We start from the raw sequence: 25,981 nt of genomic DNA on the forward strand, positions 1-25,981 counted from the left end.
CAGCAGGGCAATCAGGGCGGCCACCAGCTTTTCTTCTTGGGAAACCTTCGGGGAAACAACAGCCACAGGTGATAAGGGCAGCACTCAAACCACCCAGTGCCCAGGTCGTCCCATCGCCAGTCGCGGCGGCTGCCCTGGCATCCGATTGACTCCTTAGGCTCTTTTGATCTGGCAGCGAGCTGTGGCAAGTACCCCTGCAACGACCGACAAGCCTGGTACTGGCTCAAAGCGGTTTCCCCTAGTCCACAAGCTTGTCCAGTTCCAACGTGAACCGGAGGGCAGCCCTTCATGATCACCATCCCTAAACTGCTAGCAAGTAGCAAGCAGTAGGTCGTCTTGACGCGCACGCTCTACATCCGCCACGTACCCGATGACGTGGCCGAACGCCTGGAGCGGCTGGCCATCCGAGCCGGCGTGCCGTTGAGCACCTTTGCGTTGCAGGAGCTAAGCGAAACAGCCCGCCGTGCCGACAATGCCGAGCTGCTCCAGGCCCTGCCTTCGGTGGACCTGGACCCAAGCGAGATTCTCGAGGCCCTGCGTCATAGCCGCGCTGAACACTGATGGTGGTCGTGGATGCCTCGGTGCTGGTGGATGCGCTATTGATCGATGGCCCCGCCCGGGCGCGGCTTGCCTTGGCCAACCTCCAGGCACCAGAGCTGATCGATGCCGAGTTGCTCTCGGTGCTACGCCGCCTCGTTCTTGCCCAGCGCCTGCAAGAGCAGGTTGCGCTGCAGGCCCTAGCCACCAGCCAGCGGTTGGGACTGCGTCGTCACGCCAGCCGCCACCTTTGGCCGCGGGCCTGGGAGCTGCGCTCCAACCTCAGCGCCTACGACGCGCTCTACGTTGCCCTGGCCGAACAGCTTGGCGCCACCCTGCTCACCTCTGATGCCCGGGCAGCCCGTGCGCCTGGCCTGCAGTGCCCTGTGGAGGTAGTGGAGGCGTAATCCAGGACAGCGGGATAGACTGTGTGTATATCCCAGGAGAGTAGCCATGGTCGCGATCACCAAGTTGTTCCTCAGCAATCGCAGCCAGGCGGTGCGCATCCCGGCAGACCTGCGTCTGCCCGAATCTGTGAAGGAGGTGGAGGTGCGGGCCTGCGGTCAGGAGCGGATTATTGCCCCGGCGGGCCGCAGCTGGGACAGTTTTTTTCTGGATGGCCCCCCGGCAAGTGATGATTTTCTCGCAGAGCGTGCCTCCCAGGAGCAGGCCGATCGCGACACCTTTTGATCCAGGCCGTGCTCCGTTATCTCCTGGATACCAACATCTGCATCTATGTGATCAAGCGGCGACCGGCGCAGATGCTGGAACGCTTCAATAGTCATTCCGGGCACATGGCGATCTCAGCCATCACGCTGTCTGAGCTCCTCCATGGCGTTGAGAAAAGCGCAGTTCCAGATCGCAATCTTGGCGTTGTTGAGAACTTCTGCGGCCGTCTAGAGGTGCTGCCCTACGGCGGTAAAGCCTGCCTCCACTTCGGCCAGATCCGTGCTGGCCTGGAGCATCAGGGTCTACCGATCGGCGTGAACGATCTGCACATTGCCGCCCATGCCCGCAGCGAGGGGCTGACTCTGGTGAGCAACAACCTGCGTGAGTTCCAGCGGGTTGAAGGGCTGCTGCTGGAGAACTGGGCCTGAAGACTTGGGAGGCCTGAACTATGCAACCCTTGCATCACTCACCCACCACAGTCTCCGCAACAAGGGACAAAGCAAGCTTGACCTGGGCATAGGAGAGGCGGTGCAGCTACCGGGCCTCGCACCTGGCGACGGAGCGGTACAAGACAAAGACAAGGCCATGCTTTCCGAAATCATTGCCAAGCTCAACGACCTATTCACAGGCGACCTCAGCGACGGCGACAAAGTCGGCTACATCGGCAAGGTTATTCGCAACAAACTCCTCGAATCAAAGACCCTGCAACAGCAGGCTGCGAGCAATAGCCGCGAGCAGTTCGCCAATTCCCCAGGCCTAGCTCGAGTCCAGCAGGATGCAATCATCGACGCCCTCGACGCGCACCAAGCCATCAGCAGTCAGGCCCTAAACAACCCCGAGCTAAAGAAGCGGATGCTGGAGCTCTTACTAGGGAGCTTCAACCTTTGGGAGGGTCTGAAGGAGAAGGCCACGGCCACCAATGGCGCCAGCGATGCCTGAAGCAAAAAAGACACTCAAATTAAGTTCAGATGAGCAGCCCTGCTTCAGAGCCACGGGCCAGTTGATCTTGTTCTTTGCCCGCCAAGAATTAGCTTTCTTTGCCATGAATATTGATGAGCCTGGGCCGTAACTGCCTGCAACGCGTCTAGCGTTGTCACCGCCAAGGGAATGGCTGAGGTGCTTGCTCTTATCCGCACAAATGCCTCCTGCCGGCAGGCGGCATTCTTGCTTGTGATGGCGGGGTTGGGGTAATCCCCTTCTCTCCTGCAGGAGGCCTTTCATCACTAGCCCTAAGTAAGGCCCATCGGATCGTTCGACAGGAGGGCAAACCATAGTTGGCTCGTGGTATCAGCTACTACAGCCTCTAGGCCATTCTGCCCGTGGTCTTTCCCATGCTCAGCTTCTGGTCAGCATGGTCAACAACCCATCCAATCATTCACGGAAAAAACAGCTAGGATTGGAGCAACGCTGGCAAATCATTATGAAAACCGAAGACCTGATTCTGGAAATTCAATCACTACCCGTAGAGGAGCGGACTCGAGTAGCTGATTGTATTCTCCGTTCCCTCAATCCAACGGTCTCTGATGTTGATCGGCGGTGGGCTGATCTGGCTGCAAAGCGATTGAAAGACATTCGTACTGGCGCCGTTAAGCCCGTTGCTGGTGATGACGTTTTTGATGAGATCTGGCGGCGATTGAACTGATGCAGATCGTCTTCCATCCTGACGCGCGGGACGAGCTCAATCGTGCCATCAGCCACTACGAGGACAGCGAGCCAAGACTTGAATATCAATTCGCCGTCGAGATATACGCGGCCGTTGAGCGAATCAAGACCAACCCAATCCTATGGCCCATGCTGGATTATGAGGTTCGCCGCTGCCTGGTTCACCGCTTCCCCTATGGCGTGATCTATTTCGTTGATGAGAAACGATCAACAGTTCTGATTCTGGCCGTCATGCATCTCCATCGACAGCCTGGCTATTGGAGTGATCGAGCATGACATTTCCCCTTACCAGGCTGACTGAAGCCAACCCCAAGGTCGAGCCGATGCCTGCCACCACCTTTGCTGAATTTGCCGGCTGCGCCGCCTATTCGCTGCTGGATTCCTTGCAGGTGGATCCTCAGGCCAGCGGCGATGGCCAGGATCACCGGCCCCGCCAGGTGTTCTCCGGCCACTACGTGCCGGTGACGCCGAAGCCGCTGCCGGAGCCCCGTTATGTGGCCCACAGCCAGGCCCTATTCAATGAGCTGGGCTTGGCGGATCAGTTGGCCCACGACGGAACCTTCCGCCAGCTGTTTTCTGGCGACATCAGCGTTGCCATCGAGCCGATGCGGCCGTTTGGCTGGGCCACCGGTTATGCCCTCTCGATCTATGGCACCGAATACATCCAGCAGTGCCCCTTCGGCACTGGCAATGGCTACGGCGATGGCCGGGCCATCTCCATTTTTGAAGGCCTGTTCAATGGCAAGCGCTGGGAGCTGCAGCTCAAGGGCGGCGGCCCAACGCCCTACTGCCGCGGCGCCGATGGTCGGGCCGTGTTGCGCTCCAGCGTGCGCGAGTTTTTGGCCCAGGAGTTGATGCATGCCCTTGGCGTGCCCACTTCCCGCTCCTTGACGCTCTATGCGTCTGGCTCCGAAACTGTGCGCCGGCCCTGGTATTCCCCCAACTCCAGCTCGTTTGATCCCGACATCCTGGTGGACAATCCAGCGGCGATCACCACCCGGGTGGCGCCGTCTTTTCTGCGGGTGGGCCAGCTGGAGCTGTTTGCCCGCAGGGTCCGCAGCAAGGCCCATCCAACTGCACTGGGCGAACTGCGCATGATCGTGGCGCACCTGATTGAGCGGAACTACCGGCCTGAGATCGATCCAAACCTGGACTTCACCGACCAGGTGCTGGAGCTGGCCGGTTTGTTTCGCGCCCGACTCACGTCTCTGGTGGCCCACTGGCTGCGGGTGGGCTACTGCCAGGGCAATTTCAACAGCGACAACTGCGCCGCTGGCGGCTACACCCTCGACTACGGCCCCTTTGGTTTCTGCGAACTATTTGACCCTGGCTTCCAACCCTGGACCGGTGGCGGCGAGCATTTCAGTCTCTTCAACCAACCACTTGCCGCCGAAGCCAACTACCAGATGTTCTGGTCTGCGATCCGGCCCCTGCTTGAGGGCAACACCCAGGCCCTGACGCGACTTGACCAGATCCGCGAGGGCTTTGCTGAGGTGATGAACCGGTCGCTCGAGGCGATGTGGGCTAGCAAGCTCGGCCTAGGCAGCCCCGATGCCGCCCTGGTGAACGAACTGCTTGAGCTGATGCTTGCTTCCAAGTTGGATTACACGATCTTTTTCCGTCGGCTGTCAGAGATGCACTCCACCATCCCCGAGCAGTACGCGGCTTTGCAGGAGAGCTTCTACCAGCCCAGCTCAGCAGAGCTCGATCGGCAATGGGGCGATTGGCTAAAGCGTTGGCGTGGGCAGATCTCAGCCAACGGCGATTTGGCTGCCACATCTGCGGCCATGAAACGCGTCAACCCCGCCATCACTTGGCGCGAGTGGCTGGTCGCTCCGGCCTATGAACAGGCGGCCCAAGGGGACACGACCCTGATCCAGGAGCTGCAGGCCCTGTTCAGCCAGCCCTACGAAGCACCACCGGCGGATCTGGCGACGCGATACGACCGCCTCAAGCCCAGGCAGTTCTTCAACGCCGGCGGCGTGTCGCACTACAGCTGCTCTTCTTAACCAGCCTTTGAATCCAATCTGGACGGCCCCAGATTCCAATCTGGCCGCTGGCAGATTCCAATCTGGACGCTAACTTGGTCCAATCTGGACGGGGGGAGAGCATGGCGAATAGGCCGCTGTTGACGCGCTGTCTCACCCCCTTGCTGCGGGAGGCCCTTGCCGATACGCCGGTGCTGCTGCTCAACGGACCGCGGCAGGCGGGCAAGACCACCTTGGCCAGCTCCCTTGCTGCATCAATGGCTTCGGATGGCTTTCGGTATTTCAGTCTTGACGATGCCGCCACACTGCTCTCGGCCAGGGAGGATCCCACTGGTTTTGTGGAGAGTCTGAATAGGGCCGTGATCGATGAGGTCCAGCGAGCCCCAGAGCTGCTGTTGGCGATAAAGAGAACTGTGGATACCGACCGCAGACCGGGTCGTTTCCTGCTGACGGGGTCAGCTGATCTGCGCACCCTGCCCGCCGTGGCCGACTCCCTAGCCGGGCGCATGGAGGTGCAGACCCTGCTGCCGCTGGCTGGTTGTGAACTTGAGGGCAGCGAAGGGCTATGGCTGGAGATGGTCTTCAACGGAGAGGTCCCCCAGCTAGCTGGCGGTCGAATGGTTGCCGACCAGGGCGATGGGCTGGTGGAGCGGGTGCTGCGCGGCGGCTATCCAGAAGCCGTGGCCCGAGAGTCAAGTAGGCGGCGTGAGTCTTGGCTGCGTCAGTACACCGGTGCTCTGCTCAGCCGCGATGTTCGCGACATTGCCCATATAGACAAGCTTGAGCAGCTGCCTCGACTGTTGCGTGCCCTGGCATCAATGGCAGGTCAGCTCACCAATGTGAATCAGCTGGCTGGGCAGGTGGGATTGGACCACAAGACGGCATCGAAATATTTGGGGGTGTTTGAGCAATTGTTTTTGTTGCGGCGTATCCAGCCCTGGTGGAGCAACCGCCTCTCGAGAATCGTGAAAACCCCGAAGCTGCATTTCCTGGATTCCGGCCTGCTGGCCAACCTGCTCGGCTGCAACACGGCCAGCCTGCAGAGTGACCGTTCCCGCTTTGGTCCATTGCTCGAGAGCTTTGTGGTCAGTGAGTTGATCAAGCTGGCCAGCTGGAGCAATGGTGATCTGCAGGTGCTGAGCTATCGCGACAAGGACCAGAGGGAGGTGGATGCGGTACTTGAAAACAGTGCTGGCCTGATCGTGGGGGTTGAGGTGAAGGCCAAGGCCTCGGTGCAGGGCCGGGATTTCGATGGCTTGCGGCGATTGGCTGATCTGGCTGGGGATTCGTTTATCGGGGGCTTTGTGCTGTATGACGGCAGTGAGACCTTGCCGATGAGTAAGGGGTTATGGGCGGTCCCGCTCGCCACTTTGTGGCGTGTTTAGGGGATGCTGTTGTCGATTAAGGGCCGCTCGAAGCCTCTTTTCTAAGCCTGATCAGAGCTTTTTGGCTGTCATGCGCCTCGCCTCTACGAGCCTCTGGTTCAGGCTCCAATAAGCAGGGGAATTTCCATCAACCATTCTTTCCCCACCCCCCGCGGCCTGAGACCAGGCGCTAAAACCTCAGCTGAGCGGGATGCGATTCGCCTGCTGCTTTTCCCAGCGGCTGAATAGGTCTGGGCGGCGCTGCGCCGTGCGCTCCTGCTGTTGTTGGTTGCGCCAGCGGGCAATGGCGCCGTGGTCGCCGGAGCGCAACACCGCTGGCACTTCCATGCCCCGAAAATCTGCCGGACGGGTGTAGTGGGGGTGCTCGAGCAGCAGGGTGCTGTGGCTTTCCTCCTCTAGGGAGGCGGCCGTACCCACGGTGCCGGGTAGCAGTCGCACGACCCCATTGATGATCACGGCGGCGGGTAACTCCCCACCGGTGAGCACAAAATCACCGATCGAAATTTCCTCATCGGCAAGGCTGCGGATGCGTTCGTCGAAGCCCTCGTAGTGGCCGCAAAGGAAGACCAGCTGCCCATAGCCCGTTGCCCAGCGGCGTAAATCGGCCTGCTCCAGCGGTTTGCCCTGGGGGCTCATCAACAGCACCCGTCGCTGCAGCTGCAGGGGGATGGATTCAAAGGCCGCAAAGACCGGCTCCGGTTTGAGCACCATCCCCGCCCCACCGCCATAGGGCTCGTCGTCGACCTTGCGGTACCGGTCCGTGGCGAAGTCGCGGGGGTTGTGGGTGTGGAGTTCGGCGATGCCGGCACTAAAGGCGCGGCCGATAACCCCCAGCGCCAGCAGCGGCATGAAGGCCTCCGGGGCCAGGCTGACCACATCCAGTCGCATCACAGCGCAAAACCCATGGGCTCTAGGTCTTGCTGACCCGGCGAATTTCCGAGCTGAAGTAGGCCTGGCTTGGCAGGCCGCCGGTAGGTGTGTGCACCCAGGAGCGCAGCCGCAAATTGGGTTTGGTGAACCAAATCCGTTCGCGCCGCTCGCCGCCTGCCAGCACCAGCTCGAGGCCTCCATCGGTACCCAGCTCCCAGCTGCCCTCTTCGCTGCCTTGCCCGCCGCCTTGTGGGTTTATGCAGCGGTAGTTCCCCTGGCTTTCAAAAATCAGTTTCTGGGCCAGCCCGCCCTTGGGCCCCATGCTCAGGCCGCCGGGTTCACCGGGGCTCTCGGGTTCGAGGTAGGCAACAACCAATTCGCCCCGTTCACTGCTGTGCCAGCTGTTGTCGTCTTCGCTGGCATCTGGGGCGCCCAGCACAAAATCGCTGTTTAGGGCCATCCATTCGCCAGCGCAAAGGCGCAAAAAGGCCCCGATCTCCTCGGGCGGGAAGGTTGGTGATTCGCTCATGCTTTCGATTCTCTCAATCCCCCCGATAGCCCAGCTCGGCCAGGCGGGCCGCACTGCGCCGCCAGCCCGGCACCACTTTTATAAACAGCTCGAGATACACGGGCCCGGAGAAAACCTTCTCCATCTGCAGCCGGGCCCCCTGGCCAATGGTGCGCAGCATTGACCCACCCTTGCCAATCAAGATCCCCTTCTGGCTTGCCCGCTCCACCAGCACCGTGGCCAAGATCGCCGTCCTGGGTCCGTCATCCACCACCCGATCAATGCTTACGGCCACCGAGTGGGGCACCTCTTCCCTGGTGTGGCTGAGCACCTGTTCGCGGATCAATTCAGCCATCAGCAACTCCTCCGGCTGGTCGCTGACCGCATCGGCTGGATAGAGGTGCGGACCGAGGGGCAGATCGGCGGCCAGGGCTTCCACCAGCTCCCCCGTGCCATCACCCTGAAGGGCGCTGACCGGGTGCAGCGGCCAATCCGCCAGGTCGCGGTAGCTCTGGGCCAGGGCTTCTGCCTGCTCCGGATCCACCAGGTCGTTTTTATTGAGGGCCACATGCACCGGCACCTGGCGCTGGCGCAGCAGTTCCACGATGAAGCCATCACCCCGGCCGGCGGGTTCGCTGCCATCCACCAGCAGCAGCACCACATCCACTTCGCCGATGGCGCCCCGGGCGCTTTGCACTAGCCGCTCCCCCAACAGGTGATGGGGTTTGTGGATGCCTGGCGTGTCGAGCAGCACCAGCTGGGCCCTGGGGGTTGTCAGGATTGCCCGCAGCCGGTTGCGGGTGGTTTGGGCCACCGGCGAGGTGATCGCCACCTTCTCTCCAACCAGTTGGTTGAGCAGGGTGCTTTTGCCCACATTGGGCCGGCCAATTAGGGCCACAAAACCGGAGCGAAAATCCTCAGGCGGCTCCGGCATGCGGATCGCAGCAGCTGGATCCGGGATCGGTAGCCCTTGAAAAGCAGGGGGGTGGCTTGGCTCCATAACCTCAACACTGTCAGCCCGCCGCCCCAAATGACGGATTCAGCCCCAGATCAGCCCGTAAAACCCAGTTTTCAGCAGGCGATGGAGATCACGGCCCAGTGGTTGTTGCTGTGGGAGCAGGGCGAACTCAGCGATGAGGTGCTCGCCGATCGGGTCGGGGAGCTGGTGGAGAGCCGTGACGGCGCCCGCGGCTTTTTCGTGGTTAGCCTCGCCGGTGATAGCCCTCTAATGGACAGGCTGCCCGAACCCCTGGTGCTGCAGCTGCGCCTAGCTGGTGAAGGGGTCGTTGATCTCTCGGCCCGCAACCTGGCGATGAGCACGGCAATGGCCATGCACCACGGCCGCGGTGGCGATGCGAGTCAGCAGGAGGGCTCCCAAAGGGTGCAGGGGCGCTGCACCGAGCTACTGCGCCTGCTTGAGCCCCTGGCGGTGAAGCAGCGGCTGGAGCAGCTGTTGGCGGCCACCAACGGCGAAGGAGAGGATGTGGCCTTCCTGGAGCGCTGGGGCTACGACGACAAACAAAAGGCCTCGATCGCAGCTGCGATCGAGGCCGTGGCCGAGTGAAAAGGGCCTAGTCGCGGCGACCGCCACCATTGAGGGCGATGATCAGGCGCAGGATGAAGATGAACAGGTTGATGTAGGTGAGGTACATGCCCAGGGCGCCGGCCAGGTACTGGTCGTCGCTGTAGGTGCGGGGCATGGTGTAGAAGTCGACGAAGGCCGCTCCCACAAACAACACGGTGCCGAAGCCGGCGATCAGCAACTCAAAGGTGCCGCCGTGGAAGATGCCGGGGGCAAAGATGCCTCCAATGATCTGCACCACCATCGCGACGAGCAGGCCAACGATCCCCAGGCCCACCACTGCAGTCAGCGATTGGCCGACGCTGTCGCTCATGCGACGACCAACCACTGAAGCCACCACAAAGGTGACTCCGGTGGCCAGTGCCGCCACCCCAATGGCCCCAATCCCTGCGGTGCCAATGGCCATGGCCACGATGCCGCTGAGGGTGAAGCCGGTGAGCAGGCTGTAGGCGGTCAGCAACGGCAGGGCCGTGCCGTTATTGCCCTTCATGGCGACGTTTTGCGCCACGAAGAAGAGGATGAAGTTGCCGATCAGGGCCACCCAAAAGAGCGGCATGAAAAGGGGAGGGTTGCTAGCCATAAGGGCCAGGCCACCCATCACTCCTGCGGCTGTGAGCACCATGCCGCCGCCCACGAAGGGCAGGGCCTTGTTGACCACATTGGGCCCCACGAGGGCGCTGCTTTGCGCCTCGCGGATGGCCTGTTGAAAATTGCTGCTGGCCGGCATGGCGCACCAGGGGGATGAACTGGAGCCATCCTGGCAGTGATGATTAGTTGTTGGTTGGCCTGGGGGTGCGGATCTCCCCATGGCTGCTTGCGTCCAGGGCGGCATAGGCATCCACCAGCCGCTGCACAAGGGGGTGGCGCACCACATCGGCGCTGGTAAGCCGGCAGATGGCAATCCCTTCAATACCTTCCAGCACCTGGGCGGCTTCCGTCAGTCCGCTGGCCACGCCCCTTGGTAGGTCGACCTGGGTGGGATCACCGGTGACCACCATCCGCGAGTTTTCACCGAGGCGGGTCAAGACCATCCGCATTTGGGCACAGGTGGTGTTTTGGGCCTCATCGAGGATCACAAAGGCGTCTGCCAGGGTGCGGCCACGCATGTAGGCCAGCGGCGCCACTTCGATTACGCCCTTCTCCAGTAGGGATGTGGTGCGCTCTGGGCCGAGCAAGGCGTGGAGGGCGTCGTAGAGGGGGCGCAGGTAGGGGTCAACCTTCTGCTGCAGGTCGCCGGGAAGGAAGCCAAGGCGCTCGCCTGCCTCCACCGCCGGCCTGGTCAGCACCAGCCGCTCCACCTTGCGTTCGCTCAGCATCCGCACCCCATGGACGGTGGCCAAGAAGGTTTTGCCCGTGCCAGCGGGCCCCAGGGCCAGGGTGAGGTCGTGGCGCTCCATCGCCTCCACATAGGCCTTTTGTTTAAGGGTGCGGGGGCGCAGCAACTTGCCGCTCTGGCTCCTGGCCAGCACCTGCTTGCCCAATTGTTGGTGCTCCTCACCACGCCCGGCATCTAGGGCCTGCAGGGCGATTTGCACATCCACCTGGCCCACCGCCTGGCCTTCCTGCCAGAGGGGTCTAAGTAGTTCCACCAAGGCCGCCGCCCGCTCCAGCTGGTTGGGTTGGGCCCGGATTACCAAATCCAAACCCCGCAAAACCAGCGATGCCCCGGTGAGGGCTTCGAGGCGATGCAGGGTGGAGGCCCGCTCATCACCGGCGATGGCCAGGGCCGCCGCCGGATTGGGCAGGGTGATTGAAAAAGTGATCAGGCCCTCGGCTTCAGCCATGGGGCGGCTGATCAAGCTTCAGCTGCTTCTTCGGCAGGGGCTTCTTCAGCAGCAGCAGTTGCGGCGGCAGCTTCAGCTTGGGCAGCGGCTTCAACCTTGGCCGCAGCCTCAGCTTCTGCTTGGGCGGCAGCTTCAGCCTTGGCAGCAGCGGCTGCATCGGCAGCTTCCTTCTTGGCCTGCTTATCAGCAGCTTCACGGGCCAGGGCCTGCTTCTGCTTGCCAACGGTTTCAGCGGCACGCACGGTCTTCTCGACCAGGCCACCTTTCTCCAGCAGGGAGAGGACGGAATCGGTGGGTTGGGCGCCCTGGCTCAGACGGGCCCGAATGGCTTCGGTGTCGAGACGGGTTTCCTTGGTGCGGGGGTTGTAATAGCCCAGCTCTTCCAGGGGCCGGCCATCCCGACGGGAGGTGCTGTTGGTCGCGACGAGGCGGAAACTCGCTTCCCGCTTCTTACCGAACCGCTTCAGGCGGAGCTTGATCATCGAGGCCTAACCACTAGGTGTCCAGTGGTCCAATGTACCTCTTGGGGTGCCTAGAGCTGTCCGAAGCCCTTGCGCTTTTTAGGTGGCTTGTGGGACTTGCGCGAGCCAGCAGCGGCACCGCCACCGGGCCCTCCACCCATGGCAGGCATCCCCGGCATTCCGGGCATTCCGGGCATTCCCCCCATGCCCGGCATCCCAGGCATGCCGCCGCCCCGGGTCATCTGCTGCATGAAGCCACGCATTTTTTGGAAGTCGGCCAGCACCTTGTCCACATCTGCGCTGGTGTGGCCGCTGCCTGAGGCGATGCGCCGCCTTCTGGACGGTTGCGAGGCGAGCAGCTCGGGCTGATTGCGCTCGGCTTCGGTCATCGAGCCGATCATCGCTTCAATTTTTTTGAGCTGCTGCTCCCCCTGCTTGAGCATGCCGTCGTCGAGCTTGTTCATGCCCGGAATCATTTTCATCAGGCCGCCTAGGGAGCCCATGCGCTTGATCAGGCGCATCTGCTGGAGGAAATCGGAGAAGTCGAAGCTGGCTTCCTGCAGCTTTTGCTGCATCCGTTCCACATCGGCCAGTTCCACCTCCTTTTGGGCCTTCTCCACCAGGGTGAGCACGTCGCCCATGCCCAGGATCCGGCTCGCCATTCGCTCAGGGTGGAAGGGCTGCAGCGCCTCCACCTTTTCGCCCGTGCCGATGAATTTGATCGGAGCGCCACTCACCTTGCGGATCGAAAGGGCCGCGCCACCCCTGGAGTCGCCGTCGAGCTTGGTCAGCACCGCCCCGGTGATGCCCACCTGTTCATGGAAGGCCCGGGTTAGGTCGGCGGCCTCCTGGCCGATCATCGAATCCACCACCAGCAGCACTTCGTCGGGAGCTGCTGCTTCGCGGATGCGAACCATCTCCTCCATCATCGCTTGATCGATCTGGAGTCGGCCGGCGGTGTCGACCAACACTGTGTCGAAACCCTCCGCCTTGGCCTTAGCAATACCGGCGGCAGCAATGGCCTCGGGCTTGGCATCGGCCCCCAGACTGAACACCTCCACGCCGATCTGGCTGCCCAGGGTGGTGAGCTGGTCGATGGCGGCGGGGCGGTAGACATCCGCAGCCACCATCAGGGTTTTGCGCCCCTGGTCCTTGAGATAGAGGCCGAGCTTGGCGGTGGCGGTGGTTTTACCTGCCCCCTGGAGGCCCGCCATCAGCACCACGCTGGGCCCCTGCCCCTCGGGCTTGGCTGGGGCCAACGGCGCGTTTTCGCCGCCCATGATCTCGACCAGCTGGCCATGCACCAGCTGGATGAATTTCTGGTCGGGGCTAATGCCGCGAACCACCTCCTCCCCCACGGCCTTGCGCCGTACTTCGGCCACGAAGTCCTGCACCACCGGCAGGCTCACATCGGCCTCCAACAGGGCCCGGCGCACCTGTTTGAGGGCGCCCTCCACATTGGTCTCGGTGATGCTGGCCTGGCCCCTCAGGCTTTTGACGGCATCTTCAAACCGCTGGGATAGCTCGTCGAACATCAGGCTGGGTACTCAGCAGTAACAAGATCGTAAAAACTGGTCAATGGCTTGGCAGCTATTGGTTGGGGACTTTTTCGTAATAAACCAGTCGCCAACTGCCTCCGTCCAGGCCAAACACGTAGCGATTGCGCAGGGTCATGGTGCTGGTGGGGCCCTGGGGCTTGCCGGCCGCATTGAGCACGGTTTCGCGGTATTCGAGGCTCACGTCGGCGGCAATGCGGTTGGCCCTGCGTTGATCGATTTCAAAATTGGTGATGCGGGTGCTGATCTGCTGGGTGGTGCCCCTTTCCTGGTCCGTGGCCCGTTGGGCCTGGAGGTGCTCGATCGGCGCTGGCCTGGCCATGGCCTCGAGGCTCTCTTTGCTTTCTTTACCTGCCAGAACCTCAGCCTTTGCCGTTAGCCAGGCCTCCAGCAGGGCGCGCACCTGGTCATCGCTGGGATTTGCTGCCACGAGGGGCACTGCCGCCGGCACCAGCTCCGGGGGCTTGGGGGGGGCTGGTTTTGGGGCGGCGGGCTTGATGGCCAGTGCTGGTTTGTTGATGGCGCTGGTTTGCGGTTGGTTTGCGAGCTTCGAAACCACCGCAGCTGCCCCCACTGCCACGACTAGGGCTGCTCCAGCCGCGCCCCATTGGTTTTTGCTGGGCCTGCTGGGGATCAGGTTTTGGGGCAGGCCCCAGTTTTGGGGCCACTGCCAGTTTTCGGGCCAGCGCCAGTTATCCGGCCACTGCCAATTGGGTAGCAGCGAATCCAGCCAGGGTTCGTCCTCTAGATCGTCTAGGTCTTGGTCGTACTGATTGTCTTTATTGAGCTGACCGTATTGATTTGCTGGGGCGGGGCCTGCGGCAAATGGGTTGGGGCCCCCTAGGGCCAGGGACGGGGCCGTTTGTTCAAACGGTGCTGGGATTTTGGGGTCATGGCGTTCCACGTAGGCCTGCACATCGCGATCGGCGAAGTAGGCCTCCAGGTCGGCGTCGGCCTCCAGGTCGCGATAGCCGGGCAGCACATCGCGCTTGAGCCAGTCGCTGCAATGGGCGCAAAGTTGGGCAAGGGGGTCGCTGCTCTGGCTTGCTACCCACTGCTTTTGGGCCGGGCTGGCGCCCTTTTCAAACAGCTCCCTTGCCTGCTCCACTTCGCCCAGAAGCAAATGCAGGCAGGCCAGCAGGGTTTCGGGCTGCGGCTCTTTGCAGGCCTGAAGCCGTTGTTTGGCGGCGGCAATGCGGTCGGGTTTGCGTTGGACAAAGCCCGAGGCGGTGAGGGCTTTTGTGGCTAGGGAATCGGCCTTGGCCGAGCGGGGCATTTCGCCTTCATCTGCCCAGCGACTAAACAAATCCACCTGTTCTTGAACGGTCAGGAAGGCGCGGATTTGCTTGAAGAAGGCTTCAAATTGTTCGCTGTCCAGGAGCGGATCAGCGATTCCATCGAGGCCGCCGCGGCGTTTGACCAAGTCCTCGAGTAAGGCCATGCCCTCGGCCCGTTCGCCGCTGGCGGTGAGGTTGCGGCTCAGTAGATCGAGTACCCGGTAGGGGGTCAAGCCCTCCAGCTCATCGCTGAGTTGCTGGCGTAGGGCGGGCCATTGGCCCATGCGCTGGAGTACTTGCAGACCCTGCTTGAGGATTTGGGCGGCGCCCTCATAGCGGCGTTGGGCGTGTAAATCGGCTGCTCCGGCCAGGCCCGCCAGACCAGCCAGCAGGGCCAGGTCTGCCTCACGGCCACTGCCTAGGGCTGGTGCCTGGGGTGGTTGCAGGCTGCGACTGGCCAGTTCAAAACACTCCAGGGGCTGGCCTGCCTCGAGCAGCAGCAGCAGGCCACCCACCTCCAGGCTTGAGGACACATCCAGGGCTGCAATGGCCGCGCCGGCCGCCGTCGAGATGGCGGTTAGGTCGGTTTCGTAGGCCAGGCGCCGGTCGCTATCACTGAGTAGGTCCGCCGTAGCCCGCAGCAATTCTTCTCTGGCCTGCAGGGTCTCCGGGGTGAAGCCCAGGCTTGGCGGGCGATCGAGCCGTTGCTGCAGGGTGTGCAGAACCGATTGGGCATCGGTGGTTGGCCCCACACCAAGCAAGCGGAAGTGATCAATCGGTAGTTCCAACCTGCATCGCCCTTAGGTGGGTGACTTTAGGCAGGGTCAACGGTTTTGGCCGCAATTGGCCGACCCATTGGTGCTGGACCCCGTACAGTTAATTGAGGCATTGCACCCGAAATGACACAGGCAGACATGGGTCAGGAAACAGCGGCGGCCTCCGGTGTGCCCTCCTGCTCCGCCGATTCCACCCACGTGGCCGGTCCCCATGCCCAGCGCCTAGAAAATCTCTATCCGGCGACGCCCGCCGTAATCAACCGCGAGGAGGGCCTGATGCTCTACCGCGACATGACCCTGGGTCGGCGCTTTGAAGACAAGTGCGCCGAGATGTATTACCGGGGCAAAATGTTTGGTTTCGTGCACCTCTACAACGGCCAGGAGGCCGTCAGCACGGGCGTTATCAAGGCGATGAAGATGCAGCACGACTGGTTCTGCAGCACCTACCGCGACCACGTGCATGCCCTTAGTTGCGGGGTGCCTGCCCGGGAGGTGATGAGCGAACTGTTTGGTAAGGAGACCGGCTGCAGCAAGGGTCGTGGCGGCTCGATGCACCTCTTCTCTAAGGAGCACCACCTGCTGGGCGGCTACGCCTTCATTGGCGAGGGAATTCCCGTGGCCCTGGGGGCCGCCTTCACCAGCCGCTACAAGCGCGATGCCCTTGGCGATGCCTCCAGCGACTCAGTTACGGCTGCCTTTTTCGGCGATGGCACCTGCAATATCGGCCAGTTCTATGAATGCCTAAACATGGCGGCGGTGTGGAAGCTGCCGATTTTGTTTGTGGTGGAAAACAACAAGTGGGCCATTGGCATGGACCACAACCGCGCCACCAGCGACCCGGAAATCTGGCGTAAGGCAGCTGCCTTCGGCATGGCCGGAGAAGAGGTCGATGGCATGGATGTATTGGCGGTGCGGGCTGCCGCCCAGCGGGCGGTTGAGCGGGCCCGGGCCGGGGAAGGCCCAACCGTTTTGGAATGTCTCACCTATCGCTTCCGCGGCCACTCCCTGGCCGACCCCGATGAACTGAGGGCAGAGGAGGAGAAGGAATTCTGGGCCAAGCGTGATCCGATCAAGGGCCTAGCCGCCCAGCTGATCGAATTGAAACTGGCCAATGCCGATGAGCTGAAGGCCATCGAGAAGGAAATTGATGGGGTGATAGCCGACTGCGTTGAATTCGCCCTGGCCGCCCCCGAGCCCAAGCCGGAAGAGCTCACCCGTTACATCTGGGCAGAAGACTGACTGAGCCCTGGCTGATCGCCTACTGAGCCCTAGAGGCTGGTGGGCATCCTTCTGGTCAGGTTGCGCAATTTGCGCAAGGCCTTCAATTCCACCTGGCGCACCCTCTCGCGGGAAACATCCAGCAGCCGGCCGATCTCGGCCAGGGTGTGGCGCTCTGCCCCTTCCAGGCCAAAGCGCAGGTGCAGCACTTGGCGCTCCTGGTCGCTGAGGTGGCTCATCCAGCGGCCCAGTTGCTCCTGGTGCATGCCCCGCTCGACCCGCTCCAGGGGCTCCTCTTCGCTGTTGTCGGCAATCAGATCGCCCAGGAAGCTGCGGCCTTCATCGCCATTGATTGGTGCATCAAGGCTTGAGGTGGTCAGGGATTGGCGCAGCACGCTGTCGAGTTCTTCGATCGAAATCCCCATTTCCTCGGAGATTTCACTGCGGCTCGGCATGGCCCCCAACTTGTGGGCCAGATCCAGGCTCACCTTGCGAATCGCCGTGAGGCGTTCGCTTAGGTGCACCGGCAGGCGGATCGTGCGGGATTGGCAGGCAATCGCCCGGGTCATGCTTTGGCGAATCCACCAGAAGGCATAGGTGGAGAATTTGTAACCCCTGGTGGGGTCAAACTTTTCGACGGCCCGCTCTAAACCAAGGGAACCCTCTTGGATTAGGTCAAGTAATTCGAGGCCTTTGCTTTGATATTTTTTGGCGACGCTAACCACAAGCCTGAGATTGGCTTTCATCATCCGCGCCTTGGAGCGCTTACCAATTTTTATGGTTCTTTTTTCCTTTTCAGTTAGCTCCCGATCCCCCTCTTCCAGGATCGCCATCATGGCTTGCACCTGGTTGCCGAGTTCGATTTCTTCGGCTGGGGTTAGTAAGGGTTCGCGGCCAATTGTGGCCAAATACCAAGTGATCGGATCGCTACTTCGACGCCTACTGCTCTCGCTAGCCCGTGGGGAGGTGGAAGTCATGGGCTGGGTTTGGGTGACGTCAAATATGGGCTTCTTTTTTTGAATAGCCGAATGTTTTCACCAACGCTTTAGCTTTCAAACGCAAAACAACACATTCGCGGGTTTTCTGTTAGCTAACTCTGACGCAGCCGCCTGGGGCGTGCGGCACGTCTTGGAGTTGGCATTTCCTCCATGATGGGAACAAATCGGCGCCCGTCGCCCCGCCTGTCTTTCCCTTGAGCGCTACCCCTGCCCCCCTAGTGGCCGCTTCGCCTAAGGCGGCAAAGATCGTTGCGGCCACCCCTGCGGGGGCAGAGGCCCTGGAGCGGTTGCGTTCTTGGCCTGGGGAGCATCGGGTGGCGGTGGGCCTTTCCGGCGGGGTGGATAGTTCGCTCACCGCAGCTCTGTTGGTGGAGGCGGGCTGGGACGTGGAAGGCCTCACCCTTTGGTTGATGAGTGGCAAGGGGGCCTGCTGCGCTGAGGGCCTGGTTGATGCGGCTGGCATCTGTGAGCAGTTGGAAGTGCCCCACCACGTGGTGGATCAGCGCGCCCACTTCCAGGAGCAGATCGTCGATTTCCTTGTTGCGGACTACGGCTCTGGCCTTACCCCCCTGCCCTGCTCCCGCTGCAACCGGGAGGTCAAATTTGGACCGATGCTCGCCTGGGCCAAGCAGGAGCGCGGCCTGGAACGCATTGCCACCGGCCACTACGCCAGGGTGCGCCAGGCCAGCCAAAGCGACAACGGCCGCCATCAGCTTTTGCGGGGCCTAGACGGCCTAAAAGACCAGAGCTACTTCCTCTACGACCTGCCCCAGGAGGTGTTGGGCCGGCTGGTGTTTCCCCTGGGGGAGCTCACCAAGGCCGATACGCGCCTGGAGGCGGCCCGCCACGGTTTGCGCACGGCCCAAAAGCCGGAAAGCCAAGACCTCTGCTTGGCTGATCACCACGGCTCGATGAAGGCCTTTTTGGATGCCTACCTGCCCGAGCGACCCGGGGAGATCGTGCTTGTCGATGGCACGGTGGTGGGCAGCCACGATGGCATCGAGCACTTCACCATCGGCCAACGCAAGGGGTTGGGGGTGGCCTGGAGCGAACCCTTGCATGTGGTGCGGCTAGATGCGGCCTTGAACCGGGTGGTGGTGGCGCCCCGCGCCCAGGCTGCCCGCTCCGAATGCATTGTTGGTGCGGTGAATTGGGTTTCGATTGGGGCCCCCTTGGAGCCGATGCAGGTGGAGGCGCAGGTGCGTTATCGCAGTGCCCCTGAGCCGGCCCTGCTCACCCCATTAGCTGCCACCGATTCTGATGCGGCGGCCGGGCGCCCCCATCGGGTGCGGCTGGAGTTTGCGGAGGCGCAGTTCTCGATCACCCCTGGCCAGGCGGCAGTTTTCTATGCCGGTGAGGTGTTGCTGGGTGGCGGCCTGATTCAGCGCGATTAAGGCAGCTTGGTTAAGGCAGCTTGGTTAAGGCAGCGTGATAGCAGTTACCAGAAGGGATCACTGACCAGCTCCACCCTGATCTCACTAGTTGCTTTATTAGGAACAGTGGCGATGCAGGCCCGCACGGTTTCACCGTTGACATCGATTTCGCAGGCGCCGCAGCTGCCCCCCAAGCACCCCGTCGGAATGTCGTAACCGGCCCTGCTTGCGGCCTCAAGCCAATCGGTGCCGCCGGCTACCCGGCAGCTGCTGCCATCGGGCCAGTGGATCAAAACCTCACTCATGGCGTGTTCAGAAGGGGCTCCAGATTCACGTGCGGGGTCACCAGGCCTTTGTAATTGGAATCTCCTCTTCCCTAATCAGTGGTTTGGCATCAAACTCTAGGGAAATATCCAGTTCCCACAGTTCTTGTTCTCCTGTCAGTTGGGTTTTGAATAAGGTCGTTCGCTTGACGCCGGATTTGTTGAGACAGAGTCTACGTCTGGCTGCAGTCATGTTCGGGACAGCAGCAATTGCTCTGTGGAGTGATCGCACGGCCTATCTCTGGTATTCGCTAAATGCGGCGTTGATCGTTGTTGATGACAATGATGAGCTCACAATCCCGGCAGCTAAGGGAAGAATTTTTGGCACGATTCTGGGAGCATTAATTACCTTTCTTGTGCATACAATTGTATCCGGTTGGGTGGCGGTTTTGATCGCTTGTCTTTTTTGTCTTCCTTTGCTCCGCCTGATGGGTTGGCAAGGCGGTCTGTCCACTGCGATGACAATAATAGTGATGTTTTTGATGATTCCCGGCCAGGCGGATTTCAGCTGGAATTTTGTATTCAATCGCAGCCTAGATTTAATCATCGGAATAGTGGTGGCTGTGACTGTCTCTTTCCTCTTTTGGCCGCGCAATCGTCTGGTTGAGTTGGAGCGGCTTGATCTAGCACTAGATCATCAAATCAGATTGATTGGCGGATTCCATCTGATGTCTCCGATTCAACAGGCAACTTCAGCACACCTGATTAATGCAGAAGGCAGTCTTTTAAAATCGGCAGAGATTGATCTAACTGATGGGCTGCTGCGTTTGGCCCGACTTGTTGAATTGGCGATGCGCAGCCAACAGGCCGCAATAGTACGCCGCAAGCGCTGGTGGCAACGTTTGCTGCTCTGGGAGACTTTGCTTCACCATTTCCTAGAACTTGAACGCCATCAAGCGCTGTTTATATCGGGGAAGCGCTCGCCGTTGCTTACTGCGGCCATCGATGATGAGCGGCAGCGGGTCCAGCAGGCCTTGCACAGCATGACCCTTTGCCGCAACGCATGTCGCTGATTCAGCGCGAAGACCTGCGTTTGGCTATCTCCATCGGCTTAGCGGCCGGGCTGGGCAGCCTCAGTTCCGTGCCAGATGGCTATTACATGCCGCTAACGATTGCTGCGGTGATGGCTGGAAGCTACGGAAGTTCCTACGTCTTGGGGCTGCAGCGAGTGGTCTGCACGGGGCTTGGAGCCATTGTGTTGTTGATTTGTCAGCCAGCCCTAGCCTTGCTGCCATTTCCGTTTGGCCTGGGCCTGACACTTGGCCTAATCAGGTTGATTGGCGGTTTACTGGGGCTGCAGGCTGGCTATAAAATTGCAGGCTTGGTGGTGATTATGGGTTGGACGATGCAGTCCACCGCTGCTATCGATAGTTGGCTAGGGCTAAAGATCATCTGGACTGCCCTAGGAGTTCTGCTGGCGCTGCTCAGCCTGCATCTGTTCTGGCCAAATACGGCGATTAGAGATCACCATCGCAATGTTCAATCCTTGTTGGCAATGCAGCGTGAGGCGTTGCTTCAGGCGAGGGTTTTGATGACGGGTTCTACGGAGATTTGGCTGCAGCCAAGCGAACGTAAACAGATGCATCGGCAGTTAATGCATGCTCTGGTTGAGTTGAAAAAAAGTCGCCCTGCCGCGATTGTTGAATTAGGTGTTAATCCCTATGGCCAGCCCCTAGCCCACCTGTGGCACGAGTTGGAACGTTGTTGTGCGGCACTTGCTGGCTGTATTACTGCCTTGAGAGCTTTGAGAGAATTCCAGGAGTTTTCTGCTGAAATCGAGATTCTGCATTGTCAAGAAGCGGCACTTCTGGCAGGATGTATCGATCAACTTGGTGACTGGATAGCGCGCCTTAAGGCTAATCCACTTCAGCTTTATTCAATTCAGTTATAGCAGCAACCTAAATTTTTAAGAATCGATCTCGAGAGCCTAATTGATAAGTTGCGAACTCAAGAAGAGGCTATTTTTGCGCAGCAAAAAGAGGTTTCTTTTTCGTCTTCTGTGCATTTTAGCCGATTGGCTCGGCGTTGCTTGCTTTGTTACCAAGTTGGGTCGATTATCAAGAATATGGATCGTCGCTGGCTGGAATTGTCAACCAGGCGTTACGGGGCGACAATTAATCATTAGGGGCCAGTGGATTATTAACTCATTCATGGCGTGTTCAGAAGGGGCTCCAGATTCACGTGCTGCTCAAAGGCATCGGCCAGACGATCAAGCAATTCCTCCCTTTGTTGGCTGTGGTGGGGTTGGCATTCATTTAGGGGCGACAATCCTTTGCGCTGACGCAGATGGTTGAGCCAGCGCCTTCGCCAGGGGCCGCTCTCAAATACGCCGTGCAGGTAGGTGCCGGCCACGTTGTTTGCCACCCAGCCCAGCTCGGCGTAGGCGCAGAGCGGCTGGCAGGGGGCTAGGGCCTGGGTGCTGCCGCGGTGTAGTTCGAAGCCTTCAATCTGGAGGGTTTCGCAGTTGCTCCCGTTGCTGTTGAAGCCCGGCGCAGCTGGCCAAAGGGCCTGGCTACTGCGCTGTAGCAGGGCTTTGGGGCCGCCGAAAACGGTGCGCAGGGGGAGTAGGCCCAGACCCCCTACCTGGCCAAATCCCTGGCCAAATTCCTGGTTGTTATCGCCGCCTTCGCTGTCTTCCAATCCGCCAGGGTCACTGAGCTCCAGTCCAAGGATTTGCATGCCGCCGCAGATACCAAAGACGTGGCCGCCCTTTGACGCAAAGCTCTGCAGTTCGCTGCATAGGGCCGCAGCTTGCAGGGCTTTTAGGTCCCGCAGGGTCTGCTTGCTGCCGGGCACAATCACCGCATCGGGGCTGCCCAGCGCCTCCCCCGGGGCGACCCAGCGCAGTTGCACGCTTGGTTCGGCCTCCAGGGGATCCAGATCGGAAAAATTGCTGAGCGATGGCAGCTTGAGCACCACGATCTCAAGCTCAGCGCCAATCTTGCGGCCGCGGCGCTCCAGCAAGTCGAGGGAGTCTTCCGGCGGAAACAACTCATCCAGCCAGGGCATTACGCCAAGCACCGGAATCCCGGTTTCCTTTTCTAGCCAGCGCCGCCCTTCGTCAAATAATTCGCGGCGGCCCCGGAAGCGATTGATCAACAGGCCCCTAATGAGGGGCCGCTCCACTGGCCGCAGCAGGGCCAGGGTGCCCACCAGCTGGGCAAATACCCCGCCCCGCTCGATGTCGGCCACGAGGATGCAACGGGCCCTTAGGTATTGGGCCAGCCGCAGGTTTGTCAGGTCGCGGGATTGGAGGTTTACCTCTACCGGGCTGCCGGCCCCCTCCAGCACCAGCCGACCGCCGGGATGGGCGGCCTGCAGCTGCTCGAGCCCGGTGCGGATGGCGGCCCAACCGGGGCGAAACCAATCCCGGTAGTAATGCTCAGCCCGGGCATTGCCCACGCTCTTGCCCAGGTGGATTACCTCGCTGGTGCTGTCACCCTGGGGTTTAAGCAGCACCGGATTCATGGAGCACTGGGGTTCCAGGCCCGCCGCCCACGACTGCAGCGCCTGGGAATAGGCCATCTCGCCGCCGGCCCGGTCAACCCAGGCGTTGTTGCTCATGTTCTGCCCCTTGAAGGGCAGGGGCTCTTCGCCGCGGCGGCGCAACACCCTGCAGAGGGCAGCCGTCATCAACGACTTGCCGGCACCGCTGGAGGTGCCAAGCACCATGAGGGGAGTGGGTCGTGCCATGGTCATTCTCTGCTGCCGCAGTGGCTGTTGAACCAGGCCTCCAAATCCGGCCCTGCCAAATCTCCTGCCGCGAGCCGCCGGATCGTCGACACGACGCTCTCGTTGGACGCATTGAAAGCACAGCCGTTTAGGCCAAGGAAGACCAAGGCCACAAGCAATCCCTTGCGCTTGTTGCCATCTGAAAATGGGTGGGCTCGAACGATGGCCTCTGCATAGGCTGCTGCAATAGCTGGAATTGACTGCAGCTCGCCGTAGCTCCAGCGCTGTTGCGGCCTGGCCAGAGCTGCTTCCAATGTGGACTGGGATCGGATGCCCTGAAGACCACCATGCTCAAGAATCTGCTGATGGTGCATCGCTGTCACGGCGATAGCAGGAACCCAGCGGGGTTCCGATAGCAGGTTCAATGGGCGAGCTCTCTGAGGGCGTTTTGATACTGGCGGGCCGCGTCGGAAGCTAGGGCGAGAGCTTCCTGCACAGTTGGATCGAAGGGGGTCAGGAGTATGCCTTGCTCAGTTTCAATGGCCTGGATCCGGTCGCCCGGGGCGAGATGGAAACGACGTGCCATTTCGCCTGGAATTGTGGCGGTAACGGATCCGCCAGTTTTCCTCAACGTGATTTCCACCGAGGACAATACGTACAAGTTGTACAAAAATGCTACAGCGCAATTAGGGGGCTGGGTTCGTCTACCAGCGTGGTTTGTGTCTCCTAAAAGCGTTGCGCAGCGATTTAAGTAGGCCAGCCCGGGGAATCTCCCCTTGCCAGCCCTGCAACACTCGGCGGCCCATTGGGGTGAGGCGCACCCTGTGGGTGAGGCCCTGGCCATCCACTTCACGGCGTAGCACCCCAAGTTGGATCAGCCAGATCCAATCCGCCTCCATCCGATCGGCAGCCAATGGGCGGGGGCAAAGTTTGCGGGCATCAGGTCGCTGGTTGAGTTCAGCGCTGCCAAGGGCTGTGCCAGCCACAAGCCCATAGAAGGCCCGCAGGTAGGGGAGGCAGCGCAGGGCCAGGGAGGCCCGATCGATGGCCCTTTGATCGTGGAGCAGATCGCCAACGGATGGGGCCGACTGGTGTTGCATGGAGTGATTCTCCCTAATCCCCTGCGTCGATGTTGGTTCTTGCTTCAGCTTCCCCTGCCCGCCGTCGCCTGCTGGAGCAGGCCGCCATCCCCCACCGGGTGCAGGTGAGTGGCGTGGATGAGGATTCGATCTTCGATTCAGATCCCATCGCCCTGGTGCAGCGCTTAGCCCAGGCCAAGGCCCGGGCGGTTTCGTTGCTGGATCGCGGCGTCGACAGGGTTGGCCAGGCCGTTGGTGGCCAGGCCGTTTTGGGCTGCGATTCTCTCTTGGTGTTTGAAGGAGAGGTGTTTGGTAAGCCGGCCAATGCAGAAGAGGCGATTGCGCGCTGGCAACGGATGGCCGGGGCCTGGGCGGAGCTGCACACGGGCCATTGCCTCCTGCCAGCCCCTGTAAATGCTGATCAAGGGCAAGGCGAACGCCTCACAACGGTCACCACCCGGGTGCAGTTTGCCTCGGTGGGCGAAGCTGAGATCCATGCCTATGTGGCCACTGGTGAGCCTTTGCAGTGCGCCGGTGGCTTTGCCCTGGAGGGCCGGGGCGGAAGCCTGGTGGAGCGAATTGAGGGCTGCTATTCGAATGTGATCGGCCTGAGCCTGCCCCTGCTGAGGCGGTGGTTGGCGCCTTAGCAGGGGTTAACACTTTCCTTCCCAGCAAAAAGCCCCCGCCTGGGGGGCGGGGGCTGAGGCGAATCAGGCTGACTGATCTGTTTAACCGGATCAGCTGAGCTTGATCAGTCGAGATCTGGCATGGCCAGGGTGGGCTCGGCCTGACGGTCGATGCCCTTCTCAAAACCGGCAGCAGCGGCGCGGGCGCGGCCGGCATGCCAGAGGTGACCCACCAGGAAGAAGAAGGCGAGCACAAACTGCGTGGACGCCAGCCATTGGCGGATGTTCACGAAGTTCACCGAGTTGGGCTCGGTGATGATGCCGCCCACGGAGTTGAGGGAGGCGTTGGGGGCGTGGGTCATGTATTCAGCCGCGCGGCGCACTTGCCAGGGCTGAATGTCGTTCTGGAGCTTGTCGAGGCTCAGGCCATTGGGGCCGCGCAGCGGCTCCAGCCAGGGACCACGGAAATCCCAGAAACGCATGGTTTCACCACCAAAGATGATCTCGCCGGTGGGGGAGCGCATCAGGTATTTACCAAGACCGGTGGGGCCCATGGCCGAACCGATGTTGGCGCCCAGGCGTTGGTCACGCACCAGGAAGGTGAAGCTCTGGGCCTGGGAGGACTCGGCGTTGGTGGGGCCGTAGAACTCCGAGGGATAGGCGGTGTTGTTGAACCAGATGTAGGCCGAGGCGATGAAGCTCATGAAGCTCAGGGCGCCGAGGCTGTAGCTCAGGTAGGCCTCACCGTTCCAGATGAAGGCACGACGCACCCAACCGAAAGGCTTGGTGATCGCGTGCCAGATGCCACCAAAGATGCAGATCAGGCCGATCCAGATGTGGCCGCCGATGATGTCTTCCATCGAGTTGACCCCGATGATCCAGCCTTCGCCACCAAATGGGGCTCGGGTCAGATATCCGAAGATCACGCCGGGGCTAAGGGTCGGGTTGGTGATGATCCGAACGTCGCCACCACCTGGGGCCCAGGTGTCGTAGACGCCGCCGAAGAACATCGCCTTGAACACCAGTAGCAGCGCACCCACACCCAGCAGGATCAGGTGGTAGCCAATGATGTTGGTCATCTGGTTCTTGTCGCGCCAATCCTGGGCGAAGAACGAGGAGTAGTTCTCCAGGATTTCCGGACCGCGCAGGGCGTGGTACAGACCACCGATTCCCAGCACAGCTGAGCTGATCAGGTGGAGCACACCCACCACGAAGAAGGGATAGAGGTCGGTGACCTCACCGCCAGGTCCCACGCCGTAGCCCAGGGTGGCTACGTGGGGGAACAGGATCAGACCCTGCTCGTACATGGGCTTGTCGAAGGTGAAGTGACTCACCTCGAACAGCATCATGGCGCCGGCCCAGAAGACCATCAGGCCGGCGTGGGCCACGTGGGCTCCCAGCAAACGGCCGGAAAGGTTGATCAGGCGGGCATTGCCCGCCCACCAGGCATAACCGGTGGAGTCGAGGTCTTTGCCCCCGACCACCATGGAGGAATTAAAGGGCGTTTCCACGGGGCAGAACCTCTTCAGGGAAGACGAAGTTTTCATGCGGCTGGTCAGCCGGTGCCATCCAGGCACGCAGACCTTCATTCAGCAAGATGTTCTTGGTGTAGAAGGTTTCAAACTCAGGGTCCTCAG

General features: G+C 61.0%; 30 protein-coding genes and 1 pseudogene. 15 read left to right on the plus strand and 16 right to left on the minus strand.

The window, feature by feature from the left end; translation table 11 throughout:
* Positions 1–336 precede the first annotated feature (336 nt).
* From KBY58_RS09055 to KBY58_RS09095, 9 genes are all read left to right on the plus strand, one after another.
* Complete coding sequence (locus tag KBY58_RS09055; protein ID WP_255004026.1) at positions 337–561, plus strand: hypothetical protein; 225 nt, start codon at positions 337–339, stop codon at positions 559–561.
* Entirely contained in the window at positions 561–944 is a 384-nt protein-coding gene (locus tag KBY58_RS09060; RefSeq protein WP_255004027.1) for a type II toxin-antitoxin system VapC family toxin, read from the plus strand. Before KBY58_RS09055 ends, KBY58_RS09060 begins: the two co-directional genes overlap by 1 nt.
* Positions 945–990: 46 nt before the next feature.
* Positions 991–1,227 (plus strand): type II toxin-antitoxin system VapB family antitoxin, encoded by a 237-nt coding sequence (gene vapB / locus KBY58_RS09065; protein WP_255004028.1) that lies wholly within the window; start codon positions 991–993, stop codon positions 1,225–1,227.
* An 8-nt stretch (positions 1,228–1,235) separates the two neighbouring features.
* Positions 1,236–1,634, plus strand: a complete 399-nt coding sequence (locus KBY58_RS09070; protein WP_255004029.1) for a type II toxin-antitoxin system tRNA(fMet)-specific endonuclease VapC — start codon at positions 1,236–1,238, stop codon at positions 1,632–1,634.
* A gap of 4 nt (positions 1,635–1,638) precedes the next feature.
* A complete protein-coding gene (locus tag KBY58_RS09075; RefSeq protein ID WP_255004030.1) occupies positions 1,639–2,145 on the plus strand; it encodes a hypothetical protein in 507 nt (168 codons plus the stop codon).
* A gap of 481 nt (positions 2,146–2,626) precedes the next feature.
* Entirely contained in the window at positions 2,627–2,848 is a 222-nt protein-coding gene (locus KBY58_RS09080; protein WP_254933794.1) for an addiction module protein, read from the plus strand.
* Positions 2,848–3,144: a type II toxin-antitoxin system RelE/ParE family toxin gene (locus tag KBY58_RS09085; protein ID WP_255004031.1), complete on the plus strand. Its 297-nt coding sequence runs from the start codon at positions 2,848–2,850 to the stop codon at positions 3,142–3,144. The genes KBY58_RS09080 and KBY58_RS09085 overlap by 1 nt, the downstream gene beginning before the upstream one ends.
* A 47-nt stretch (positions 3,145–3,191) precedes the next feature.
* Positions 3,192–4,877, plus strand: a complete 1,686-nt coding sequence (locus tag KBY58_RS09090) for a protein adenylyltransferase SelO (protein WP_255004047.1) — start codon at positions 3,192–3,194, stop codon at positions 4,875–4,877.
* A gap of 101 nt (positions 4,878–4,978) precedes the next feature.
* Entirely contained in the window at positions 4,979–6,241 is a 1,263-nt protein-coding gene (locus KBY58_RS09095; protein ID WP_255004032.1) for an ATP-binding protein, read from the plus strand.
* Positions 6,242–6,418: 177 nt separating this feature from the next.
* Here KBY58_RS09095 and trmD read toward each other — a convergent pair whose 3' ends face one another.
* Genes trmD through era form a run of 3 tightly spaced genes read right to left on the minus strand, consistent with a single transcriptional unit; the run spans position 6,419 to position 8,619 of the window.
* Positions 6,419–7,129, minus strand: a complete 711-nt coding sequence (gene trmD, locus KBY58_RS09100) for a tRNA (guanosine(37)-N1)-methyltransferase TrmD (protein ID WP_255004033.1) — start codon at positions 7,127–7,129, stop codon at positions 6,419–6,421.
* A gap of 22 nt (positions 7,130–7,151) precedes the next feature.
* Complete coding sequence (locus KBY58_RS09105) at positions 7,152–7,640, minus strand: phycobiliprotein lyase (RefSeq protein WP_255004034.1); 489 nt, start codon at positions 7,638–7,640, stop codon at positions 7,152–7,154.
* A gap of 13 nt (positions 7,641–7,653) precedes the next feature.
* The gene (gene era / locus KBY58_RS09110; RefSeq protein ID WP_409995741.1) at positions 7,654–8,619 is read right to left on the minus strand and encodes a GTPase Era; all 966 of its coding nucleotides are present in this window, start codon (positions 8,617–8,619) and stop codon (positions 7,654–7,656) included.
* A 30-nt stretch (positions 8,620–8,649) separates the two neighbouring features.
* On the opposite strand from era, the gene KBY58_RS09115 reads away from it, so the two are divergent.
* A complete protein-coding gene (locus tag KBY58_RS09115) occupies positions 8,650–9,183 on the plus strand; it encodes a hypothetical protein (protein ID WP_255004035.1) in 534 nt (177 codons plus the stop codon).
* Positions 9,184–9,190: 7 nt separating this feature from the next.
* On the opposite strand, the gene KBY58_RS09120 is transcribed toward KBY58_RS09115, so the two are convergent.
* From KBY58_RS09120 to KBY58_RS09140, 5 genes are read right to left on the minus strand one after another with little or no spacing between them, the layout of a single operon-like run.
* A complete protein-coding gene (locus tag KBY58_RS09120; protein ID WP_254933787.1) occupies positions 9,191–9,928 on the minus strand; it encodes a Bax inhibitor-1 family protein in 738 nt (245 codons plus the stop codon).
* A gap of 43 nt (positions 9,929–9,971) precedes the next feature.
* Positions 9,972–10,985 carry a PhoH family protein gene (locus tag KBY58_RS09125; protein ID WP_255004036.1) on the minus strand — a complete coding sequence of 338 codons (1,014 nt, stop codon included), beginning with the start codon at positions 10,983–10,985 and terminating at the stop codon, positions 9,972–9,974.
* A gap of 11 nt (positions 10,986–10,996) precedes the next feature.
* The gene (gene rpsP / locus KBY58_RS09130) at positions 10,997–11,467 is read right to left on the minus strand and encodes a 30S ribosomal protein S16 (RefSeq protein ID WP_255004037.1); all 471 of its coding nucleotides are present in this window, start codon (positions 11,465–11,467) and stop codon (positions 10,997–10,999) included.
* A 50-nt stretch (positions 11,468–11,517) separates the two neighbouring features.
* Positions 11,518–12,981 carry a signal recognition particle protein gene (gene ffh, locus KBY58_RS09135; RefSeq protein ID WP_254933784.1) on the minus strand — a complete coding sequence of 488 codons (1,464 nt, stop codon included), beginning with the start codon at positions 12,979–12,981 and terminating at the stop codon, positions 11,518–11,520.
* Between the two features lie 55 nt (positions 12,982–13,036).
* Entirely contained in the window at positions 13,037–15,031 is a 1,995-nt protein-coding gene (locus KBY58_RS09140; protein WP_255004038.1) for an ARC6/PARC6 family protein, read from the minus strand.
* A 147-nt stretch (positions 15,032–15,178) separates the two neighbouring features.
* On the opposite strand from KBY58_RS09140, the gene pdhA reads away from it, so the two are divergent.
* Positions 15,179–16,294: a pyruvate dehydrogenase (acetyl-transferring) E1 component subunit alpha gene (gene pdhA, locus KBY58_RS09145; protein WP_254933782.1), complete on the plus strand. Its 1,116-nt coding sequence runs from the start codon at positions 15,179–15,181 to the stop codon at positions 16,292–16,294.
* Between the two features lie 29 nt (positions 16,295–16,323).
* Here pdhA and KBY58_RS09150 read toward each other — a convergent pair whose 3' ends face one another.
* On the minus strand, positions 16,324–17,250 hold the full coding sequence (locus KBY58_RS09150; RefSeq protein WP_255004039.1) for a sigma-70 family RNA polymerase sigma factor: 927 nt from the start codon (positions 17,248–17,250) through the stop codon (positions 16,324–16,326).
* Positions 17,251–17,489: 239 nt separating this feature from the next.
* Between KBY58_RS09150 and mnmA the strand changes: the two genes are divergently transcribed.
* Positions 17,490–18,665: a tRNA 2-thiouridine(34) synthase MnmA gene (gene mnmA, locus KBY58_RS09155; RefSeq protein WP_409995742.1), complete on the plus strand. Its 1,176-nt coding sequence runs from the start codon at positions 17,490–17,492 to the stop codon at positions 18,663–18,665.
* Positions 18,666–18,709: 44 nt separating this feature from the next.
* Here the strand turns inward: mnmA and KBY58_RS09160 are convergent, their stop codons facing one another.
* On the minus strand, positions 18,710–18,949 hold the full coding sequence (locus KBY58_RS09160) for a 2Fe-2S iron-sulfur cluster-binding protein (RefSeq protein WP_255004040.1): 240 nt from the start codon (positions 18,947–18,949) through the stop codon (positions 18,710–18,712).
* A gap of 146 nt (positions 18,950–19,095) precedes the next feature.
* Between KBY58_RS09160 and KBY58_RS09165 the strand changes: the two genes are divergently transcribed.
* Both KBY58_RS09165 and KBY58_RS09170 read left to right on the plus strand, forming a co-directional pair.
* Positions 19,096–19,980 (plus strand): FUSC family protein, encoded by an 885-nt coding sequence (locus KBY58_RS09165; RefSeq protein WP_255004041.1) that lies wholly within the window; start codon positions 19,096–19,098, stop codon positions 19,978–19,980.
* Entirely contained in the window at positions 19,971–20,858 is an 888-nt protein-coding gene (locus tag KBY58_RS09170; protein WP_255004042.1) for an FUSC family protein, read from the plus strand. The genes KBY58_RS09165 and KBY58_RS09170 overlap by 10 nt, the downstream gene beginning before the upstream one ends.
* Before the next feature lie 257 nt (positions 20,859–21,115).
* Here the strand turns inward: KBY58_RS09170 and KBY58_RS09175 are convergent, their stop codons facing one another.
* The 4 genes from KBY58_RS09175 to KBY58_RS09190 all read right to left on the minus strand — a co-directional run bounded on the left by KBY58_RS09175 (position 21,116) and on the right by KBY58_RS09190 (position 23,739).
* On the minus strand, positions 21,116–22,660 hold the full coding sequence (locus tag KBY58_RS09175; RefSeq protein WP_255004043.1) for a cobyric acid synthase: 1,545 nt from the start codon (positions 22,658–22,660) through the stop codon (positions 21,116–21,118).
* A gap of 2 nt (positions 22,661–22,662) precedes the next feature.
* Entirely contained in the window at positions 22,663–23,064 is a 402-nt protein-coding gene (locus KBY58_RS09180) for a type II toxin-antitoxin system death-on-curing family toxin (RefSeq protein WP_255004044.1), read from the minus strand.
* Positions 23,061–23,225: a hypothetical protein gene (locus tag KBY58_RS09185; RefSeq protein WP_255004045.1), complete on the minus strand. Its 165-nt coding sequence runs from the start codon at positions 23,223–23,225 to the stop codon at positions 23,061–23,063. The genes KBY58_RS09180 and KBY58_RS09185 overlap by 4 nt, the downstream gene beginning before the upstream one ends.
* A 118-nt stretch (positions 23,226–23,343) precedes the next feature.
* On the minus strand, positions 23,344–23,739 hold the full coding sequence (locus tag KBY58_RS09190; RefSeq protein ID WP_254933776.1) for an Npun_F0494 family protein: 396 nt from the start codon (positions 23,737–23,739) through the stop codon (positions 23,344–23,346).
* A gap of 29 nt (positions 23,740–23,768) precedes the next feature.
* Here KBY58_RS09190 and KBY58_RS09195 point away from each other — a divergent pair, with 29 nt between their 5' ends.
* Positions 23,769–24,365: a Maf family protein gene (locus KBY58_RS09195; protein WP_255004046.1), complete on the plus strand. Its 597-nt coding sequence runs from the start codon at positions 23,769–23,771 to the stop codon at positions 24,363–24,365.
* A gap of 104 nt (positions 24,366–24,469) precedes the next feature.
* On the opposite strand, the gene psbC is transcribed toward KBY58_RS09195, so the two are convergent.
* Positions 24,470–25,831 (minus strand): photosystem II reaction center protein CP43, encoded by a 1,362-nt coding sequence (gene psbC / locus KBY58_RS09200; RefSeq protein ID WP_255004050.1) that lies wholly within the window; start codon positions 25,829–25,831, stop codon positions 24,470–24,472.
* Between the two features lie 7 nt (positions 25,832–25,838).
* Positions 25,839–25,981: pseudogene (locus tag KBY58_RS09205) on the minus strand (photosystem II D2 protein (photosystem q(a) protein)); the annotation flags it as partial.

It is taken from the genome of Cyanobium sp. HWJ4-Hawea, from assembly GCF_024345815.1.
Taxonomy (GTDB): domain Bacteria; phylum Cyanobacteriota; class Cyanobacteriia; order PCC-6307; family Cyanobiaceae; genus Cyanobium_A.

Bases quoted from the DNA above. Each gene is read 5' to 3' on its own strand.
- KBY58_RS09060 (WP_255004027.1), top strand. From the start codon at position 561: ATGGTGGTCGTGGATGCCTCGGTGCTGGTGGATGCGCTATTGATCGAT.
- vapB (WP_255004028.1), top strand. From the start codon at position 991: ATGGTCGCGATCACCAAGTTGTTCCTCAGCAATCGCAGCCAGGCGGTG.
- KBY58_RS09080 (WP_254933794.1), top strand. From the start codon at position 2,627: ATGAAAACCGAAGACCTGATTCTGGAAATTCAATCACTACCCGTAGAG.
- KBY58_RS09085 (WP_255004031.1), top strand. From the start codon at position 2,848: ATGCAGATCGTCTTCCATCCTGACGCGCGGGACGAGCTCAATCGTGCC.
- KBY58_RS09090 (WP_255004047.1), top strand. From the start codon at position 3,192: ATGCCTGCCACCACCTTTGCTGAATTTGCCGGCTGCGCCGCCTATTCG.
- KBY58_RS09095 (WP_255004032.1), top strand. From the start codon at position 4,979: ATGGCGAATAGGCCGCTGTTGACGCGCTGTCTCACCCCCTTGCTGCGG.
- trmD (WP_255004033.1), bottom strand. From the start codon at position 7,129: ATGCGACTGGATGTGGTCAGCCTGGCCCCGGAGGCCTTCATGCCGCTG.
- KBY58_RS09105 (WP_255004034.1), bottom strand. From the start codon at position 7,640: ATGAGCGAATCACCAACCTTCCCGCCCGAGGAGATCGGGGCCTTTTTG.
- era (WP_409995741.1), bottom strand. From the start codon at position 8,619: ATGGAGCCAAGCCACCCCCCTGCTTTTCAAGGGCTACCGATCCCGGAT.
- KBY58_RS09115 (WP_255004035.1), top strand. From the start codon at position 8,650: ATGACGGATTCAGCCCCAGATCAGCCCGTAAAACCCAGTTTTCAGCAG.
- KBY58_RS09120 (WP_254933787.1), bottom strand. From the start codon at position 9,928: ATGCCGGCCAGCAGCAATTTTCAACAGGCCATCCGCGAGGCGCAAAGC.
- KBY58_RS09125 (WP_255004036.1), bottom strand. From the start codon at position 10,985: ATGGCTGAAGCCGAGGGCCTGATCACTTTTTCAATCACCCTGCCCAAT.
- rpsP (WP_255004037.1), bottom strand. From the start codon at position 11,467: ATGATCAAGCTCCGCCTGAAGCGGTTCGGTAAGAAGCGGGAAGCGAGT.
- ffh (WP_254933784.1), bottom strand. From the start codon at position 12,981: ATGTTCGACGAGCTATCCCAGCGGTTTGAAGATGCCGTCAAAAGCCTG.
- pdhA (WP_254933782.1), top strand. From the start codon at position 15,179: ATGACACAGGCAGACATGGGTCAGGAAACAGCGGCGGCCTCCGGTGTG.
- KBY58_RS09150 (WP_255004039.1), bottom strand. From the start codon at position 17,250: ATGACTTCCACCTCCCCACGGGCTAGCGAGAGCAGTAGGCGTCGAAGT.
- KBY58_RS09160 (WP_255004040.1), bottom strand. From the start codon at position 18,949: ATGAGTGAGGTTTTGATCCACTGGCCCGATGGCAGCAGCTGCCGGGTA.
- KBY58_RS09170 (WP_255004042.1), top strand. From the start codon at position 19,971: ATGTCGCTGATTCAGCGCGAAGACCTGCGTTTGGCTATCTCCATCGGC.
- KBY58_RS09175 (WP_255004043.1), bottom strand. From the start codon at position 22,660: ATGGCACGACCCACTCCCCTCATGGTGCTTGGCACCTCCAGCGGTGCC.
- KBY58_RS09185 (WP_255004045.1), bottom strand. From the start codon at position 23,225: ATGGCACGTCGTTTCCATCTCGCCCCGGGCGACCGGATCCAGGCCATT.
- KBY58_RS09190 (WP_254933776.1), bottom strand. From the start codon at position 23,739: ATGCAACACCAGTCGGCCCCATCCGTTGGCGATCTGCTCCACGATCAA.
- KBY58_RS09195 (WP_255004046.1), top strand. From the start codon at position 23,769: ATGTTGGTTCTTGCTTCAGCTTCCCCTGCCCGCCGTCGCCTGCTGGAG.
- psbC (WP_255004050.1), bottom strand. From the start codon at position 25,831: ATGGTGGTCGGGGGCAAAGACCTCGACTCCACCGGTTATGCCTGGTGG.